Origin of the sequence: Lyngbya sp. PCC 8106 (genome assembly GCF_000169095.1) — a bacterium.
Lineage (GTDB): Bacteria > Cyanobacteriota > Cyanobacteriia > Cyanobacteriales > Microcoleaceae > Capilliphycus.
On sequence record NZ_AAVU01000029.1, the window covers coordinates 26,911 to 43,821 of the forward strand.

14 protein-coding genes are annotated in these 16,911 nt (G+C 42.9%); 6 read left to right on the forward strand and 8 right to left on the reverse strand.

Features of this window, described 5'->3' with window-relative positions; all coding sequences use genetic code 11:
* The first annotated feature begins 42 nt into the window (after positions 1-42).
* Positions 43-918, forward strand: coding sequence for a tetratricopeptide repeat protein (locus L8106_RS18540; protein WP_050779145.1), 876 nt, complete (start codon positions 43-45; stop codon positions 916-918).
* A 91-nt stretch (positions 919-1,009) separates the two neighbouring features.
* On the opposite strand, the gene L8106_RS18545 is transcribed toward L8106_RS18540, so the two are convergent.
* Positions 1,010-1,408, reverse strand: a complete 399-nt coding sequence (locus L8106_RS18545) for a response regulator (protein ID WP_009785937.1) — start codon at positions 1,406-1,408, stop codon at positions 1,010-1,012.
* Between the two features lie 782 nt (positions 1,409-2,190).
* Between L8106_RS18545 and L8106_RS18550 the strand changes: the two genes are divergently transcribed.
* From L8106_RS18550 to L8106_RS18560, 3 genes are all read left to right on the forward strand, one after another.
* Positions 2,191-4,758 carry a DNA topoisomerase (ATP-hydrolyzing) subunit A gene (locus L8106_RS18550; RefSeq protein WP_009785938.1) on the forward strand — a complete coding sequence of 856 codons (2,568 nt, stop codon included), beginning with the start codon at positions 2,191-2,193 and terminating at the stop codon, positions 4,756-4,758.
* A gap of 248 nt (positions 4,759-5,006) precedes the next feature.
* Positions 5,007-6,323 (forward strand): ABC transporter ATP-binding protein, encoded by a 1,317-nt coding sequence (locus L8106_RS18555; RefSeq protein WP_009785939.1) that lies wholly within the window; start codon positions 5,007-5,009, stop codon positions 6,321-6,323.
* Between the two features lie 155 nt (positions 6,324-6,478).
* Positions 6,479-6,631 (forward strand): hypothetical protein, encoded by a 153-nt coding sequence (locus L8106_RS18560; RefSeq protein ID WP_009785940.1) that lies wholly within the window; start codon positions 6,479-6,481, stop codon positions 6,629-6,631.
* 245 nt (positions 6,632-6,876) lie between these two features.
* Here L8106_RS18560 and rpoD read toward each other — a convergent pair whose 3' ends face one another.
* Both rpoD and L8106_RS18570 read right to left on the reverse strand, forming a co-directional pair.
* Complete coding sequence (rpoD, locus tag L8106_RS18565; RefSeq protein ID WP_009785941.1) at positions 6,877-8,052, reverse strand: RNA polymerase sigma factor RpoD; 1,176 nt, start codon at positions 8,050-8,052, stop codon at positions 6,877-6,879.
* A gap of 869 nt (positions 8,053-8,921) precedes the next feature.
* On the reverse strand, positions 8,922-9,806 hold the full coding sequence (locus tag L8106_RS18570) for an ABC transporter permease (RefSeq protein ID WP_009785943.1): 885 nt from the start codon (positions 9,804-9,806) through the stop codon (positions 8,922-8,924).
* A gap of 211 nt (positions 9,807-10,017) precedes the next feature.
* Here L8106_RS18570 and L8106_RS18575 point away from each other — a divergent pair, with 211 nt between their 5' ends.
* On the forward strand, positions 10,018-10,533 hold the full coding sequence (locus L8106_RS18575; RefSeq protein WP_050779146.1) for a type IV pilin-like G/H family protein: 516 nt from the start codon (positions 10,018-10,020) through the stop codon (positions 10,531-10,533).
* Here L8106_RS18575 and L8106_RS18580 read toward each other — a convergent pair.
* The 3 genes from L8106_RS18580 to L8106_RS18590 all read right to left on the reverse strand — a co-directional run bounded on the left by L8106_RS18580 (position 10,530) and on the right by L8106_RS18590 (position 13,191).
* Entirely contained in the window at positions 10,530-11,045 is a 516-nt protein-coding gene (locus L8106_RS18580) for a hypothetical protein (protein WP_009785945.1), read from the reverse strand. The two genes, L8106_RS18575 and L8106_RS18580, sit on opposite strands and share 4 nt — an antisense overlap.
* Before the next feature lie 209 nt (positions 11,046-11,254).
* Entirely contained in the window at positions 11,255-11,584 is a 330-nt protein-coding gene (locus L8106_RS18585; protein WP_009785946.1) for a heavy metal-binding domain-containing protein, read from the reverse strand.
* Between the two features lie 104 nt (positions 11,585-11,688).
* Entirely contained in the window at positions 11,689-13,191 is a 1,503-nt protein-coding gene (locus tag L8106_RS18590) for an RNA-guided endonuclease TnpB family protein (protein WP_255348896.1), read from the reverse strand.
* A 119-nt stretch (positions 13,192-13,310) separates the two neighbouring features.
* On the opposite strand from L8106_RS18590, the gene tnpA reads away from it, so the two are divergent.
* Entirely contained in the window at positions 13,311-13,715 is a 405-nt protein-coding gene (gene tnpA / locus L8106_RS18595; RefSeq protein ID WP_039896665.1) for an IS200/IS605 family transposase, read from the forward strand.
* 1,246 nt (positions 13,716-14,961) lie between these two features.
* On the opposite strand, the gene L8106_RS18600 is transcribed toward tnpA, so the two are convergent.
* Entirely contained in the window at positions 14,962-15,192 is a 231-nt protein-coding gene (locus L8106_RS18600; RefSeq protein WP_009785949.1) for a photosystem II protein, Psb35-related, read from the reverse strand.
* A 494-nt stretch (positions 15,193-15,686) separates the two neighbouring features.
* Positions 15,687-16,766, reverse strand: coding sequence for a Gfo/Idh/MocA family protein (locus L8106_RS18605; protein WP_009785950.1), 1,080 nt, complete (start codon positions 16,764-16,766; stop codon positions 15,687-15,689).
* Between the last annotated feature and the right edge of the window lie 145 nt (positions 16,767-16,911).

The following is a 16,911-nucleotide window of genomic DNA, read 5'->3' on the forward strand; positions in this document are numbered from 1 at the left end:
ATAAGAATAAGAAGAAAACACTTCATTATCTGTTTCAAAGCCGTGCCAAATCGGACTTCCTTCCTGACCGTACTACTCAGTCTCTGCGTGTGGAGCATTCCCAGTCCGGCGACAAGCCAAGCACTGGTGCCCTACACTCTGCAACTGAATCCTGACCAACTCGAACAAACAGGCTTAGGCTTGATTGAAGAAGCAGCCCAGTTAACTCGATTTCAGCAATATCAACTCGCTCTCCCCAGGGCGGAACTCGCAACACAGCTTGCTCCCAAAAGTTACCAGACTTGGGCTTTACTCGGTAGCCTATACATTCAAGTTGATCGCATCGATGAAGGAGTCGCCGCCCTCGAACAAGCACAAAGGCTTGAACCTGAAAACGCTCCAGTGCGGTTTGTCTTGGGAGAAGCTTATTTTCGGAATGGAAAATACCAAGCCGCTATCGATCAAATTGAAGCAGGTCTAAAAGTTCGTTCCGATGTTCCCGGTGCGTTGTTTGATCTCGGTAATGCTTACTATATGTTGGGTAAGTATGACCAGGCGATCGCTCAGTATGAAAAAGCATTTGCTCAAGAGAAAAACCTTTGGCCGGCAATTAACAATATTGGTTTAGTTCACTATGAAAGAGGAGATATTAAAGGCGCGATCAAAAAATGGCAAGAGGCAATCAAAATAGACGAAAAAGCCGCCGAACCGATCCTAGCGATCGCGGTTGCTTTATATACTCAAGGTCAACGCCAAGAAGCTTTAGCCATGGGAGAAACAGCACTCGAACTTGATGGTCGTTATGCCGATCTCGAATTTCTCAAAGAAAACCTTTGGGGCGATCGCTTGCTCAACGATACCCAAAAGTTTCTAGACACGCCTCAGATGCAAGCAACAATCGCCCAATTGGAAGACTCACCTGCATCTGTCTCTCCCTAGTGATTAGTGATTTGACCCACACAGGGGATCACCGGGTTCAAGCGACTCGATCCTTAAAAAACCATCTCTAGTCTTTCATAGAGAACCGTCCTCACTCCTCTGGTAGGAGTGACTTAATCTTGTCTACAAATTGCTGATGATCAATCACAGGCTTAGAAATATAGTCATCAGCACCGCTTTGAGCGAGGAAATCTTCGCGATCGCCAGCCATAGCATGAGCTGTCACTAAGATAATCGGCAACTTTGCCGTTTGAGGATCACCTTTGAGTATTTGGGTAATTTTAATCCCATCGATCGCCTTGCCTTCATAAACACTGCGGGCGAGGGATACATCCATTAAGATGAGATCCGCCTCCCGAGAGCGAGCTATTTTGATCACCTCATCCACATTTTCCGTATGCTTAACAGCTAACCCGCCTCGTTTTGTCAGGATTTTAGAAAAAACACGGGCATTAACCGGATCGTCTTCTACAATCAGAACGGTCTTCATCTAGGTCTCCCGCTGGACAAACTCTCCGATAAATGAACGATGTGTCATCATATCATGCCCTTTTGGAGCAAAGAATAACAGTTTAACCTCATATCCTTGAGCAGATCGAGTGTTGATCACTCTCATCTAATTCTACAAAACTCGGTTTAGAGTTGCAGTTTTCCCTCACCTGATCATAACCTGAAAGCCATCTAGTCTGAGTTTCAGGCAATTGATCAGCGGTTCCGGCCGACAAACCCCAATATTTGACATGATAGTTGACAGCACTTTAAGTCTTGCTTGATCTTAGATTGACAACTCCCGTCACTAAAAGTGAGGGTCTTCTGGCAGGTTAAGATAAATGACTTTTGTTCACCAAACACAACGGAAAAGGTTGGTATTGGACACATTAGCCCCTAGAAACCTGTCTCAACTGTATATTCTTAATCCATTAAGATTATTGAGATCACACACCCTTTGTCAGCGAACTGACAGGATTAACTCAGAACAGTCTAACGAAAAATACTTAAAGTGGCTGTCTAGATGTTTAGTTTGGATGGTTCGACGGAAAATTTTATCTCTTGTTTAAAACCTCTCTAACCTCTGACCAATCAATCGTTTGAGTCCTCTGCGACTCACTTGATCACTCGGATCAAAATTTCAAATCTGGATATTGAGACTCCATAATAGGGAAACAGAGTGCCAAGTGCATTCCCGTTCAACTCCTTTTTCTTCTTGAACTTCTGTTTAGGCGTGCTGTGGTGCGTCTAAGCTCACGCTAAACTCTCAACTTGATCTTCCTCATGGCTAGACAACTCAACCTACTCTCCGGGCAAGTGATCGCTACCCCTCTCCATACCGAGATGCAACAGTCCTATCTCGAATACGCCATGAGTGTGATCGTGGGACGAGCCTTGCCTGATGTCCGGGATGGATTAAAACCTGTTCACCGTCGTATTCTCTATGCGATGCACGAGTTGGGTTTAACCCCTGATCGCCCTTATCGTAAATGTGCCAGAGTCGTAGGTGATGTTCTCGGAAAATATCATCCCCACGGCGATCAATCGGTCTATGATGCCTTAGTTCGGTTGGTACAAGAATTTTCCAGTCGTTATCCCTTACTCGCCGGACATGGTAATTTTGGTTCGGTTGATAATGATCCGCCTGCGGCGATGCGCTACACCGAAACTCGTCTGGCTTCGATTGGCAATGAAGGCTTATTAACCCAAGTCGGAGAAGCCACAGTTGATTTTATTAGTAATTTTGACAACTCTCAACAAGAACCGACTGTTCTTCCGGCGCAGTTGCCGTTTTTACTCCTCAATGGGAGTTCGGGAATTGCGGTGGGAATGGCAACCAATGTTCCGCCTCACAATTTGGGTGAAGTGGTCGATGGTTTAATTGCGTTAATTGATAATAGTGATCTCTCGGATGAAAGATTAAGGTCGATTATTCCCGCACCGGACTTTCCGACGGGGGGCGAAATTGTCAGCACAGACGGGATTGCTGAAGCATATACCCAAGGACGCGGTAGTATTGTCATGCGGGGGGTCGCTAAAATTGAACAAGTTCCCACCGCTCAACGTCGCCGCACTAAAACGGCTATTGTCGTGACTGAGTTACCTTTTCAAGTCAATAAAGCCAGTTGGATCGAGAAAACGGCGAGTTTAGTTAATGCGGGACGGTTAGAAGGAATTTCCGATATCCGGGATGAAAGCGATCGCGATGGGATTCGAGTGGTGATCGAACTGAAGCGGGAAGCTTCTCCCCAAGTGGTGCTACATCATCTCTATCAACAAACGGATTTGATGTCGAAATTTGGAGCGATTTTTCTGGCATTGGTAGACAGTCAACCTCGTCAGTTAACTCTCAAACAAATTCTTCAAGAATTTCTCAATTTTCGCGAACAAACTCTAATTCGTCAGTATACTCACGAGTTAGAAGCGGCTTTGCGTCGGGGTCACATCGTTGAGGGCTTACTCAATGCTTTGGCAAATTTAGATGCAGTGATTGAAATTCTGCGGAATGCTCCCGATGGGGGAACTGCTAAAATTAGCTTGGAAAGTGATTTGCAGATGAGTGAAGCTCAAGCGGATGCGATTTTAGCTATGCCGATGCGACGGCTAACTGGGTTAGAACGACAAAAGCTGCAAGAAGAATTTGAGGAACTCAGCGAACAAATTCGACAATTACGACGGTTGATCGATGATCGTTCTGAGTTGATGAAATCTTTGAAAAAAGAATTGCGATCGCTCAAGCGTCAATACGGCGATCCCCGACGCACTCGCATTATTGTTCAAGATCCCAAAGCTCAACCCGAACAATCGAGTAGCCGAATTCGCTCTGGCAAGCCGAAAAGCAAGGGTTCTCAGACGACTGCTATTTTACAACCTGTTGCTCCTGCCGAAGAAGAAACTTTTCTAGAATTTACCCATCGTGGCTATGTCAGACGTTTATCGGCGAAAACTGGAGACTCGAAAAGCCGCAGTAAAGCTGATAAATCGGAGATCATTGTTGAAGATAGTGATGATTTTAATGTCGGTAGTTACCTGACTAACACCGGACAGAATTTAGCGATTATCACTCGCACAGGTAAGGCTTATCCCCTAAATGTGGGTGATATTCCCACAACTTCTAACCGTTCGCGAGGAACACCGTTAATTACGTTACTCCCGTCTTCGGTGACGAAAGATCCACCGATGAGTCTTCAAGAACTGATTTTGGCTCATTTTATTGTGGCTCAACATTCCGATAAAACGGATTTAATCTTAGTGACGCAACAGGGGAAAATTAAACGATTGTCTTTAACGGAGTTGATGGATCTCACCAATCGAGGGATTACAATTATTAAGTTGAAAGATCAAGATGAACTTGGTTATGCCAGTTTGACTCGCCCTGGTGAACAGATGATTTTAGCGACTTCCGGTGGACGAGTGTTGCGTTTACCTGTTAATGATGAACAGTTACCCCCGATGGGACGTACTGCTCAAGGATCACAAGTCACTCGTTTACGCAAACAAGAACGGTTGGTGAGTTGTCTGACTGTTCCTCCGAAGGCGAGTTTATTGTTGGTTTCGGAACTGGGGTTTGCTAAACGAATTTCTCTAGATCGAGTTCGTTCGACTACTCGCGGTGCTATTGGTACTCAACTGTTTCAGTTTAAAGGTCAAAAGGATGCGTTAGCAGGTATGGTATCTGTTAATTCTCATCAAGAGGCTTATCTGATCACCAGTGAAAGTCGTATTGTGCGTTTTGCGGTTGATGAAGTCAAGCTTCAAAATGAGGAGGCTACGGGTAATCGTTTATTTAAATTGAATACGGGAGAAACAATTATTGGGGTTCGTGATCCGTTATTGCTTCATCATCCTTAGAACATAATTGGGTGGAATGGAGTTAGCCCAATTCTGAATTCTGAATTCTGAAAGGGGGGAATTTATGAGTGATCAATTCTGAATTCTGAAGCGCGAGATTTATTGAGATGGGTACAGAGATTTCTGTTTGACTCTCAATGATCGGGTTTGAATAATTCATTATTCATAAGTTCTCATAATTCGTTTGATTTGCGCCCTCTCTTTCAGGTCATCAATTTATAATTTATAATTTATAATTCATAGAACTGATGGCTCAGGTTGTCTTAGAAAATATTTATAAAACGTTTTCGTCTTCTATTCGGGTGCAAGCAAACCGTCATCGTCTCGAATCGGATGATCATGAACAGGTTTCGATTTCTGAGGGGTTAATGTCTTCTGGGGCGGTTCTCCGACGGATTAACCTGACGATCAATGATGGCGAATTTATGGTACTGGTGGGGCCGTCTGGTTGTGGGAAAAGTACGCTATTACGGTTGATTGCCGGGTTAGAATCGCTCACGGGTGGTAATATTTGGATCGGGGAAGCTTTGGTGAATGGTTTACCCCCAAAAGCTCGAGATATTGCGATGGTTTTTCAAAATTATGCTCTTTATCCCCATCTTAAGGTTTATGATAATTTGGCGTTTGGGCTGCGACGAATGGGGGAGAGGTTAGGGGAAAATCAAGACTTGATCTCAGAGAATAATCAGGATTTTTCTTCGATGCTCAAACGCTTTGGGGAGGAAGCATTGGGGGTGATAACGCGATCGCTAAAACCGGGTTTGCGTTATCGTTCGGCGCAGGAAAAGGCAATAGCGGCGAGAGTCTTTGCGGTGGCGAGGTTATTACAAATTGAATTGCTTTTGGAGCGGTATCCCAAGCAACTTTCGGGAGGACAAAAGCAACGGGTGGCTTTGGGACGGGCGATGGCTCGTAATCCCCAGGTTTTTTTGATGGATGAACCCTTATCGAATTTGGATGCGAAATTACGGACAGAAACTCGCGCTCAAATTGTGGAATTACAGCGTCAATTGGGGACAACGACGATTTATGTGACTCACGATCAAACTGAAGCGATGACAATGGGTTCTCGAATTGCGGTGATGAATCGCGGTCAAATCCAACAGGTGGCGACTCCCCTAGAGTTATATAATCGTCCGGCGAATCAATTTGTTGCTGAATTTATTGGTTCTCCCCCGATGAATTTTTTAACGGTTCAGTTTTCAGCGCCGTTGTTGATTGTACATCCTTTGTTTCGTCTGACTTTACCGGAGCGATGGGGGTTTAATCTTAAGGCTTATCAGCAGCAATCGTTAATTTTGGGCGTGCGACCTGAACATTTGAAAATCAGTTGTGCTGCTCCGAGAAATCTCCCGGTTCAGGTGGAACGAATTGAGAGTTTAGGACATGAAACTCTCTTGTCGGTTCGTCCCTATTCCCGCGAGAACGGTGCTTTTTCTTTACTACAATTACGGGTTCCGGGGGAGGTGTCGGTGAGTCTCGGGGAAAAGATTTGGATGGCGATCGCTATTGACCATATTCACTTATTTGATTCCCAAACCGAACAGGCTATTTTTCCCCGCTAGTTCTCTAGATAGAGGTTATCGACAGATAGAAAAGGTTAATCTGTATCTTAGGACTGAGATTTGACAAAATCATCCTTATCTTGCTTGCACTTTCTTTACAATTTAGTTACATTTATTTACAGAGAGCAATAAGTTTCAAGAAAGGAGATTGCCCGATGGAAAATCAAAATCGTAACAACTGGAACTGGGGCTTCACCACCGGAGCCGAAAACTGGAATGGTCGCCTAGCGATGATCGGCTTTATTTCTGCCGTCGTCATCGAACTCGCTTCTGGACAAGGTTTACTACATTTCTGGGGCTTAATGTAAGCTAGAGCAATGGATAATTTGCATAGAGAGTTGTGCAGTTTTCCATTCCACTAGCCTAGATATTAATAGAGGCTTTAAGTTAGCTAGATTTAAAGCGTAGAGAGATTTTAACACGACTTGGGAGGTTTTATGTAACTCTCAAGTTTTTTGTTGAGTTAAAATTGAGAATTTCCAGAAAAAATAAGGGCAAAGCGGAAACAACCTCCTGACTTTGCCCATTCACGCCTTAGATAGCCTTAACGAAACTAGCGAATGTACTCTTTTAAGATGCTGTTGCGATTAGGATGGCGCAACTTCCGTAAAGCTTTCGCTTCAATTTGACGAATTCGTTCACGAGTGACATTGAAGATTTGACCAATTTCTTCAAGCGTCTTCATGCGACCATCGTCTAAACCGTAGCGCAACCGTAAAACATCACGTTCACGAGGACTTAGCGTATCTAAAACACTTTCGAGATCTTCGCGCAGGAGGTTTTTAGAAACCTGATCTTCGGGGGTTTCACCATCGGACTCAATAAAATCACCCAGGCGAGAATCTTCTTCTTTACCAATAGGCGTTTCTAGAGAGATGGGCAATTGAGCCGATTTAGCAATAAACCGTAACTTCTCAATCGTCATTTCCATGCGAGTGGCGATTTCCTCTTCCGTGGGTTTGCGACCCATTTCTTGGGAGAGTAATTTCGTTGTCTTTTTGATGCGAGAAATGGTTTCATACAGGTGAACCGGAAGCCGAATTGTCCGAGATTGATCAGCGATCGCTCGGGTAATGGCTTGACGAATCCACCAGGTCGCATAGGTACTGAACTTGTAACCTTTTTCGTGGTCAAACTTTTCAGCCGCCCGAATCAATCCAAGACTTCCTTCTTGAATCAAGTCTTGAAATGACAAGCCTCGGTTCATGTACTTTTTCGCGATCGAAACCACCAAACGCAGGTTTGACTGCACCATCTTATCCTTTGCTCGTCTACCTAAGTAAAGACGGCGACGAAACTCAGGCAATGCCATGTCAACAGCACTCGCCCATTCTCGGTCTTCAGGTTCGCAATGGTTATGTTCGACCAGTTTTTCTCGGATGCGCTCTAGCTCTAACAAATCGGCAATTCGACGAGCTAATTCAATTTCTTCATCAGCTCGTAACAATCGAATCCGACCTATTTCTTGGAGGTAGAGTCTAATCGAATCCTCCGTATAGTGTTTTTTCTTCGCCTGAGTCCGACGTCGTGACTTAGCAACTCCTTCGGACTTGCTTTCATCTTCTTCTTCCGACTGAGATTCAACATAGTCTTCTTCTTGAGAGTCGTCATCTTCAATCAAAAGATCTAGTTCATTTTCCGGTTGGGTTCGGGTTGCTTTTTGAAGAAGTTCGATCGGTTCCATCTCCGGCTGAATGGGGGTTGCGAGTCCGTTGTTCGTCTGGATCATGCCGCGTTCCTCATGCTCCTCAATGCAAGAATCAATCACTGTAAACAATTAGTAGTTTGTCTATTTCTAGACAGTTTAGCCAATTCTAACCGCAATTACGGTTTGATGAGAATGTTGCCAATATTTGAGTAAACTCGACTTCACTCAAATTTAGACATTCAGTATTAGACAACACCAATTGGTGTTCGGACAATTGCAGTTAGACCTTTTCGATTGTAGCCTCTCTTATTCAAATTGCACGGCCTCACTACAAGTTCAAGGTTTGTACTGGGATTAAAAGTTGGAAATTCCTCAGATTATGCTCGTTTGGTCTGAGTGTTACACACCTTTAGCATTTTTGGGCTAACCGCAAAATGAGAGCGGTAGGGGTTGTAATTGCTCAATACCAACTGGCTTTTACCTTGGGTCTGACAAGACAGTTTTTCAGATTTTTCCCTTCTCAGGAAATAGCTGAAGCCTCAATGGGCATTTTAGCGAGATTAATTGGTTTGGGAATGTTTGATGATCTTCGACTGTAGATTTTTCAGCCTCCTCCATCATGTTAACCCAACAGAGACAGTTTCTTCAGCTCACCCAGCCTATTGACTGAGGAATGTGAATTGATCTTCACAACTTTTCAAAGAAACGATTTGAACGTAAGTCCTTTTTTGTACGTTAACTCAAATCTCAAAAATTGGATCCTACTCTAATGTTAAATCAAGTTAAGCTATTGACGCCATCTTCTCAGAGTTATTAAGCAAGTTGTTATATTGTTTTAATATTCAACTTGTAAATCTAAAGATAACAGAAAATATACATTTCTTTACAGGAAGTCTGCTAGCAATCCAGCTCTTATTAAGGGAAAACAGCAACTCTAGACCCCATTACACCTAGCGTTGATTTCTCAGTCGTGGATTAACCCAATCATTCAATCCTTCTCCCACCAACGATAACCCCACCACCATCAACGTTAGGGCTAACCCCGGAAAAAAAGCAGTCCACCAAATCCCGGTGGGCAGTGCCTCCAACGCCAACCGTAAATCATGGCCCCATTCTGGTGTTTCTTCGGGGAGTCCCAACCCCAAAAATCCCAAACTGCCTAAAGTTAAAATCGCATCGGCTGCATTCAATGTAAACAAAACAGGTACACTTTGAATGACATTGAGAAACAGGTAACGCGATAATACCGTCCAAGTATTCGCCCCCATCGCCTGCGCCGCTTCAATAAACAACTCCGTTTTCACACTGGTTGTATGATTGCGAACCACGCGATAATATTGCGGTACATAAGCAATACTCAAAGCGATCGCCGCATTGAATATCCCTCGCCCCACCACAAAAGCCAACGTAATCGACAGCAACAGTCCCGGTAAGGTATACACCGCATCCATCAAAAACATTAACCCTCGGTCTAGTTTCCCCCCGAGATAACCACTCACTAACCCCAGAGGTACCCCAATCACCAAACTTAACCCTGTAGCGAGTAACAGCACCTTCCACGCCGCAGTAGCGCCAAATAAAGTTCGAGAAAGCACATCATAGCCCTGACGATTGGTTCCAAACCAATAGTCTAGTCCTGGAGGTTCGTGAATCGGGTTTGACAAAAACTCTGTTGGACTTTGTATCCATCCCCAAGCCAAAAACACCGGGGATAACAACACAATTAAAATAAAAACCAATGTTATCCCCAAACCCACTAACATCATGCGAGTTGAGAGATTGGGTTGTTTCCAAAGGGTTAGAAATTCTAAAAAACGAGATTTAGCCGCCGTCATTGACTCTAAAACAGATGAGTTCGGCTTAATTGTCTCACAAATCCATAAATTTGCAGAAGAACACCGATAGGTAATGAGAAGGGATGAAGAGATGGGAAGACAGTGACCCGTTTACTGACCTGAAATATCTCAGGAATAAATGTTGAGGAAACTGTAGTGGAATTCAACTCCAGGCTAGAGCTTTTTGTTTAGACTTCTATTTTAACGAACCATGAACAAACTTAAACACTGCTTTGAGTTAATAGACTCAATATCTGCTGTGTGGAAAATATTGATTTTTTCTCCCTTGTTATTAACAGGATGTCAACTCAGTATTTCCATTCCTGAACTTGAAGAAATGTCTCCTTTTGAGAGTAGTAATCAAGCGTCTTTTGTGATGCAAACGATGACGGCTGGACAACAAGCCTATTATGAAGTCAATGGTCAGTTTGCTAGTTCTCTAGACAGTCTTTCTGTTGATCTAAATGTCGAAACGGGAGAATATCGTTATCAACTGGTTACTGTGGGAGACTCTGCTCAAACTGTTGTGATGACAGCCGCCGCGAAGACAGGCGAACTTCCCAGTTATGCAGGCGTGGTTACAGTCGGACAAACGGAAGGGGGAGTTATGGCGTTTGCGAACATCTGTCAAACCGATGAACCGTCAACTGTTCCTCCCCCGCTTTCAACGACACCAATTCCCGGTGAGGGGTTAAAATGTCCTCCGGGTTCGAGTCCCGTAAACTAAGCTAAAACAAAATCAACTTCATCTGCGCCATCTGTTTCGCCTTGGCCAGATGCGATTTTTTCGCCATTGACTTCAACTGCAAAAGGTGTATCTTCTAAACCTGGCATATTGTAGTCCGTTTTATCGGATGTATATCCGACACTAGCAATCATTTTACGGCCGGCATCCGTATATTGAAATGCCATCATTTGGTTTTTATCTTGCTTGTTGTCTCGCGCCCAAATGACCATATATTGTCCACCTTGGTAGTCAAAAACTTTAGGTGAACGAGTGGGTTCATAACGCCCCGGATCACCAAAGCTAGCATCTAAAAACGATTGTACCGAATCATCTTGAACAACAGCATAACTAACTTGCTCAGGGGGTGTTTCGGCTTCATCAACATCTCCTTCACTTTCGTCTGGAGCTTCTTCTTTATTACGGTTTTTGAAGTAATCAACTGCCATTTTTGTTCCAACTGCACCGACGGTAGCAATACCTGCACCAGCAAGAATGTTGCGAAGTCTACTCATAGTCTTTTCCGAGGATATACAATGATCTTGTTGGGATTGATTTCAACCAACTAAAGAATTGTATCAAACTTTGCAGAAAAAATCGCTGTTTTCGTAGATAAAAGCCAGAACTCGACAGGCTGTTTACGGTTTTCGAGTGGATGTTTGGTTGTGAACAGTCTGAAATCACCTTCAATTCGCTTTTTGTCGGGGTTAGGAGAAATTTGGGCTTATGGGTTATATTTAACTGCGGTTCCACTCGCGGCCACCATCAACATACTTCCACCGCCACTAGAGTTAATCGTTTCATAATCTAAATCTATCCCAATAATCGCATTTGCCCCTAATGCGACTGCCGCTTGTTGCATTTCTTTGATAGCGGTTTCTTTGGCTTCACGCAAGGATTTTTCATAACCGGCTGACCGTCCACCCACAACGTCTCGAATACTCGCAAAAAAGTCTCGAAAAACATTAGCCCCTAGAATTGCTTCTCCGCTAACAATTCCACAATATTGAGTAATCTCTTTGCCTTGGAGTGTGCTGGTTGTGGTTAAAATCATAAGCTTTTTTGAACACCCATTAAATCCTTGTCTTGATTTTAGATTTTGCCGGGGGAGATTGTCAATCGATGCTGGAGAAATGACAAACTGTTTAAATTTGAGTTTTAAACTAATCCTAACTCTGCTTTAATTTCAGTTAAGGGTCTTTCCCAGTTTTCCTCGAAACGATAATTCAACAAAATTTTTGCTTGCTTTCCTAATTCTCGACCTCGACGAAGGTTCGTAAAAATTTGCGGAATTTGTTGAGGGGCTAAAATTGGATAAAGTAGTCGCGCCATCCTCAGCGAAAGCTTTAAACTAGGGCTGTATTGAGTTCTCCATGCTTTAAAAAACATGGATTCGTGCGCGGAATTGTTACACGGATTAAAATCCGCTTCACAATGCTGCTTACGATATGATCTAGAAAGATTGTCCAGAAAATATCGATGTGGGAGACTCAAGACTCCCCTAACAACCTTGGCTAATTGCTGTGTTGATACGTTTATTTTGCGGATTATATTGGCAGCACCATTACAATCTGCATTAATTAATTGTCCTTTGGAATCTCTGTACAAACCTCTTTTTACTCGCTTTCCTGATGAAATCCACCCTAACTCCTTCGGAGTGGCTTCGCCTACGGGTTTCTCACCGAATGTAGGTAGAGTATCGTTGTCTAAAAAGCTTGACCTCGATGTGTAAGATTCTTCAGTCTCGACAAACTCTATCCCGTGTTGTTCACAAAGTTGAGCGATACGGGATTTTAATTTTGCAGTAGGAACCTGCACGAAAGATTGGTTATTCTTCTTACCGATATTAATACCGTCTTTGTTGCGCTGGTTCCATCCAAATACAATGGTTGAAACCTTGTTTTTGAGACACCAGTTAATGATGAATCTTGCCGCCTTATCAACATTGTCGCGCATTTGACGGTTGCGCTTTTCGGTGACAGCCGCAAGCTGTTCATCCCAGTATCCCTGTAATGCACCAGTCTTTAACTTTGCAACCTGCTTGTTATACCATTGATTTTGAGACTTAACCTTTTTGCCATCAATAATAAATGATTTTCCGGTTGTGCTAACGCAAGTTAACCAATTATTTAAACCCGGGTCAATCCCAAGGATATGCTCAGTTTTTTCAACCTGTTTTACTTTTGGTTGTTCATAGACAAACTCCAAATAAAAGTTGTTGTTTCGAGGCGTAAACCTAAACTCTTTAATGTCATCAAAGCTTAAGTTGGTTGGCATAGGCAGCGTAAAGTTATCAATTCCAAACCAGGCTTTTACTTGCTTGCCCAATGAAAATTGTAACTGACCATCAGTGAACTTTACCCATCGCCTTGAATAGCTTACAACTGCTAAACCCCCTTTCTTTCTGTACTTGGGTAACTTAGGCTTGTTGCTTAACTCCCCTCGCTTGTACATTTTAATTAGCTTTTTATAGGAGTTGAATGACTCAACTACCCCATGTAAAGTTTGTTGAGCGCAAGCTGCTCTCAAGGCTTTAAAATGCGGGTTGGTTTTCAGCATTTTATCAAGGTCATACTTCGACAAAAAGTGATTAGCCTTGAAAAACATTTGACGACATAAATAAATACCGCAGTTTGTTAGCTTATTGGATTCTGAGCAGATCTACTCAAGTATCGCTGCAATTTCTTGACTGGTATTGATTAAGTGTTGCTGGCAACCGTACAATTTCATCACCTCCTGTAGATACAATAGCATCAATAAACTATTTTCAGATACACTTAATGAAACGTCATCCTGATGAATACCGCATAAATCCACACTCGGTAACACTACTCAACTACCATTTTGTCTTCTGTCCAAAGAGGAGAAAGAAAGTATTGGTAGGAGAAGTGGCAATGAGACTTCAAGATATAATCTTTGAGCTTTGTGTGGAAAACAACTGGAGATTAATAGCCTTAGAAGTTATGCCTGACCATGTTCATTTATTTCTAGAGGTTGACCCAACTTTTTCGCCCTCAACAATAATAAAGAGAATTAAAGGAAGAGCCTCACATCATTTAAGAAAAGAATATCCACATCTACTCAAATTACCGACTCTTTGGACTCCCAGTTATTTCTGTGCGACGACCGGGAATGCTTCAACTGAAACCATTAAAAAGTACATCGAAAATCAGAAAGGAAAGTAATGGCAGATTAAAATCTGCCGCGTCGCTATTCGTCCATGTCTTAAAAGACATGGCTAACTTTCTCCCGCATTATTTCAAGGTTTTGTTCGGGTGCAAATGCTAAGACTCCGATTTCTCCAGCATAACTGGTATCAAAGCCTAGCAATACATGAAAAAGATCGTGGGTGATGGAATATAGCGCTACTTGAATCGGGAATAGGGAACAGCGCTTGCCTTGCGGCGGGCGCGGTTTCCGGCGAGACTTAGTTTGCAATCTTAGGGAACAGGGAACAGCAGACTATGAAAGCGGTGTGACCCTGCGGCTTTGTAAGCCGCCAAGGAATGCACACGCCTGAGAGGGTTTCAGAATTTAGAAATGTCCTAACCAATTTGCGTAGTGCTATATCTCCTAAGTAATCTGGGTTTTTGGAAATTTTAAGAACATGAATTAAGGGTTTTATCTTAATTCTCATTGTGCTTTTATCCTCTGATTTATCAATTGAAGTTAAGTTGAATCCAATTGTTTTCTATTTATTTCGCTGTTGAACTTGAGTAATTGTTTGATCTAACTTGTTTAAAAGTCGTTCAGAGAGTTTGTACTGACCGTTGAAAATTTAGTCAGAAATAAGAATTGCACTGAAGATGATTGATAAGGATAAAAATTCCATCATTTATTTAACGTCTGAGTTTACTGTCTATTATCAATGATGACGCTAAAATTAGGATTGAACTCGGGAAAATAAGAAAGTTAAGCCGGAACTTAAGTTCTCGCTCATTGGTCTAAATCAAATTATAGTAACATTTTCGTTAAGCTGGTATCATTAACTTCAGATTCTCAAGGGTTGGGAATAATTTAGGTCAAAATAAAAAGCAGCCTAATGATAGACTGCTAAAGGGAGAGATTTGAAACCATTGTTGTTTCTAGGAGAGAAGAAATCTATTTCATACCACCGTGAATTAAAACAAGTTTTAAAAAATAATTGAAATTAAAGATTCAAAGTGAAAAAGTTTAAGGCAATTACCGAGCAAGTTTAATACTCTGAAACTTCCCTTTAACAGGCGATAACAGATGTTTTAACTTGAGGTAAATCTATCTCCAACATAAGTGTACTTCACCCCGCCCGGCTGTGACCTCAGTCTAGATTTGTTGTGATATCCTTCATTCCACCTAATGAGAGATATCACAACCTAGCTTCTAAGACCTTAACTCTATCCTCAGCAAGCTGTAAGTGCCAAGATGAGGGGCTACACTTTTGTTGTTGCATTTTTAGAACGTATTGCTAGCGTAGGCATCCAAGGCATAAGCCGGAACACGTTCGTTATAGTCAATTTCTGCACCTGTTACAGACTGAGCAATTTGTTCAAAGGAATCATTGTCCCAGTTACGTTGGTGAATTGGCTTGCTTTGTTCGCCTCGGAAATAGGCCATCGTACCGATAACGGCAGCCGCAGACCAACCTGCAATGAATAAAGCCGCTAATGCGATTAAGTAAATCATGTGTGTTAACTCCTTAACTTTTATTAACTTATGTAAACTAATGTAACAGAGTATTACCGAGACTGTCAACTCGACTCGGTAGAGAAAACCGAACCACCCAACCTCACTCGACTTATAATTACTTAAATATTTGGGTGACCTCTGATTGATGGGGTGCAGGGGGAGGTGGGGAGATAGGGAGATAGGGAGATAGGGAGATAGGGAGATAGGGAGATAGGGAGATGGAGAGAAAGATATAGCACTACGCGAATACATGATTGTCATTTCTAAATCCTAAAACCCCAGCCCAGTCTACTGTTCCCTCTCTTGGTGCGCGTTACGCAGAGCGGATGGAACATCGCGCCTAGTCGCACCGCTGTTCCCTGTTCCCTAGTGCGTAGCGCCATAGCAGACATCAACAACAAAGAGCGGGAACTCTGTCCCGCCCTTGATAAAAAACTTGAGATTACCCTATAGTATTGAATGATACTTTCGGCTTCTAGCTGCTGCCTTCTTTAATTGACACGAACGGCTGAGGAATTCAAATGATACTCCAGTTCTTCTAAATTCCAAGCTTGACCTTCAAGAGCCATCTGCTCAATTAAACTTGCCAAACGTAAAGCCTTGAGAGCCTGTTCACCGCCGACAGAGGGTTGATTCCCTCCGCGAACACAATGAACAAAATGTTCTAACTCCGCGTGTAAAGGTTCAATATTACTCGTGTGAACTTTCTCAATCAATCCATCCTGGCGGTAAAGAACCTGGCCATAGTCTGTGACATAATTCGCTGTCGTTTGACGATGAATCAGAATTTCATTATTGAGAAAATCAGCTTCAGTCAGAGAACTTTTACAATGAGCGACAATAGAACGCAACTTCCGATGAGTCACTTTACTCGCAATCAACGTAGCAACAATCCCGTTGGCAAAGCCTAGTGTTGCGGTAACATAATCCAAATAACCCGAATCTGCCGCTCGACTCCCACTGGCTGTCAGTCGCACCACAGGAGAAGCAACCAACTCAAGTAATAAGTCGATATCATGTATCATCAAATCTAAAACAACGGAGACATCGTTAGCGCGATTCGAGTAAGGACTCATCCGATGGGCTTCTAAAGCCAGTAATTCCTCAGTTTTGAGAACTTTACTCAACTCTTGAAACGCCGGGTTAAAGCGTTCGATGTGGCCGACTTGCAAAATCCGTTGATATTTAGCAGCAGCATTAACCAAAGATTCGGCTTCAGCAATACTCGCCGCAATAGGTTTCTCAATTAAAACATGAACCCCCGCTTGTAAACAGCTCATCCCCACAGAATAATGCAAACGAGTGGGAACCGCGATACAAACGGCATCGACGTGTTCGAGTAAATCCTGATAATCTTCAAAAAAATGAACTCGATACTTGCTAGCAGTATCTAGCCCTCTTTCTACATTAATATCCGCAACACCCACCAACTGGACATCCTTGAGTAAACTCAGAACTCGGGTGTGATGTTGTCCCATATTACCAACCCCAATCACTCCAATTCGCAGGGGGTGTGGCTGGCTATGGTTTCCCAGACCCGTTAAATATCCCTCTGACATCCTATTGAGCATCCCTGGACTCTCCTCCACCACAGGCTATAGGCTTGTATCGCCTACTGAATAAGTCGTGCAAATCCATCCAGATACTATCACAGCCTCTTACTTTGTAAAGAATTTCTAAGCCCGATTGAAGTTCCTCAACGGTCGAAATTTTTCA

Coding starts and splice junctions, on each gene's coding strand:
- L8106_RS18545 (WP_009785937.1), bottom strand. CDS start 1,408: ATGAAGACCGTTCTGATTGTAGAAGACGATCCGGTTAATGCCCGTGTT.
- L8106_RS18550 (WP_009785938.1), top strand. CDS start 2,191: ATGGCTAGACAACTCAACCTACTCTCCGGGCAAGTGATCGCTACCCCT.
- L8106_RS18555 (WP_009785939.1), top strand. CDS start 5,007: ATGGCTCAGGTTGTCTTAGAAAATATTTATAAAACGTTTTCGTCTTCT.
- L8106_RS18560 (WP_009785940.1), top strand. CDS start 6,479: ATGGAAAATCAAAATCGTAACAACTGGAACTGGGGCTTCACCACCGGA.
- rpoD (WP_009785941.1), bottom strand. CDS start 8,052: ATGATCCAGACGAACAACGGACTCGCAACCCCCATTCAGCCGGAGATG.
- L8106_RS18570 (WP_009785943.1), bottom strand. CDS start 9,806: ATGACGGCGGCTAAATCTCGTTTTTTAGAATTTCTAACCCTTTGGAAA.
- L8106_RS18575 (WP_050779146.1), top strand. CDS start 10,018: ATGAACAAACTTAAACACTGCTTTGAGTTAATAGACTCAATATCTGCT.
- L8106_RS18580 (WP_009785945.1), bottom strand. CDS start 11,045: ATGAGTAGACTTCGCAACATTCTTGCTGGTGCAGGTATTGCTACCGTC.
- L8106_RS18585 (WP_009785946.1), bottom strand. CDS start 11,584: ATGATTTTAACCACAACCAGCACACTCCAAGGCAAAGAGATTACTCAA.
- tnpA (WP_039896665.1), top strand. CDS start 13,311: ATGAAACGTCATCCTGATGAATACCGCATAAATCCACACTCGGTAACA.
- L8106_RS18600 (WP_009785949.1), bottom strand. CDS start 15,192: ATGATTTACTTAATCGCATTAGCGGCTTTATTCATTGCAGGTTGGTCT.
- L8106_RS18605 (WP_009785950.1), bottom strand. CDS start 16,766: ATGCTCAATAGGATGTCAGAGGGATATTTAACGGGTCTGGGAAACCAT.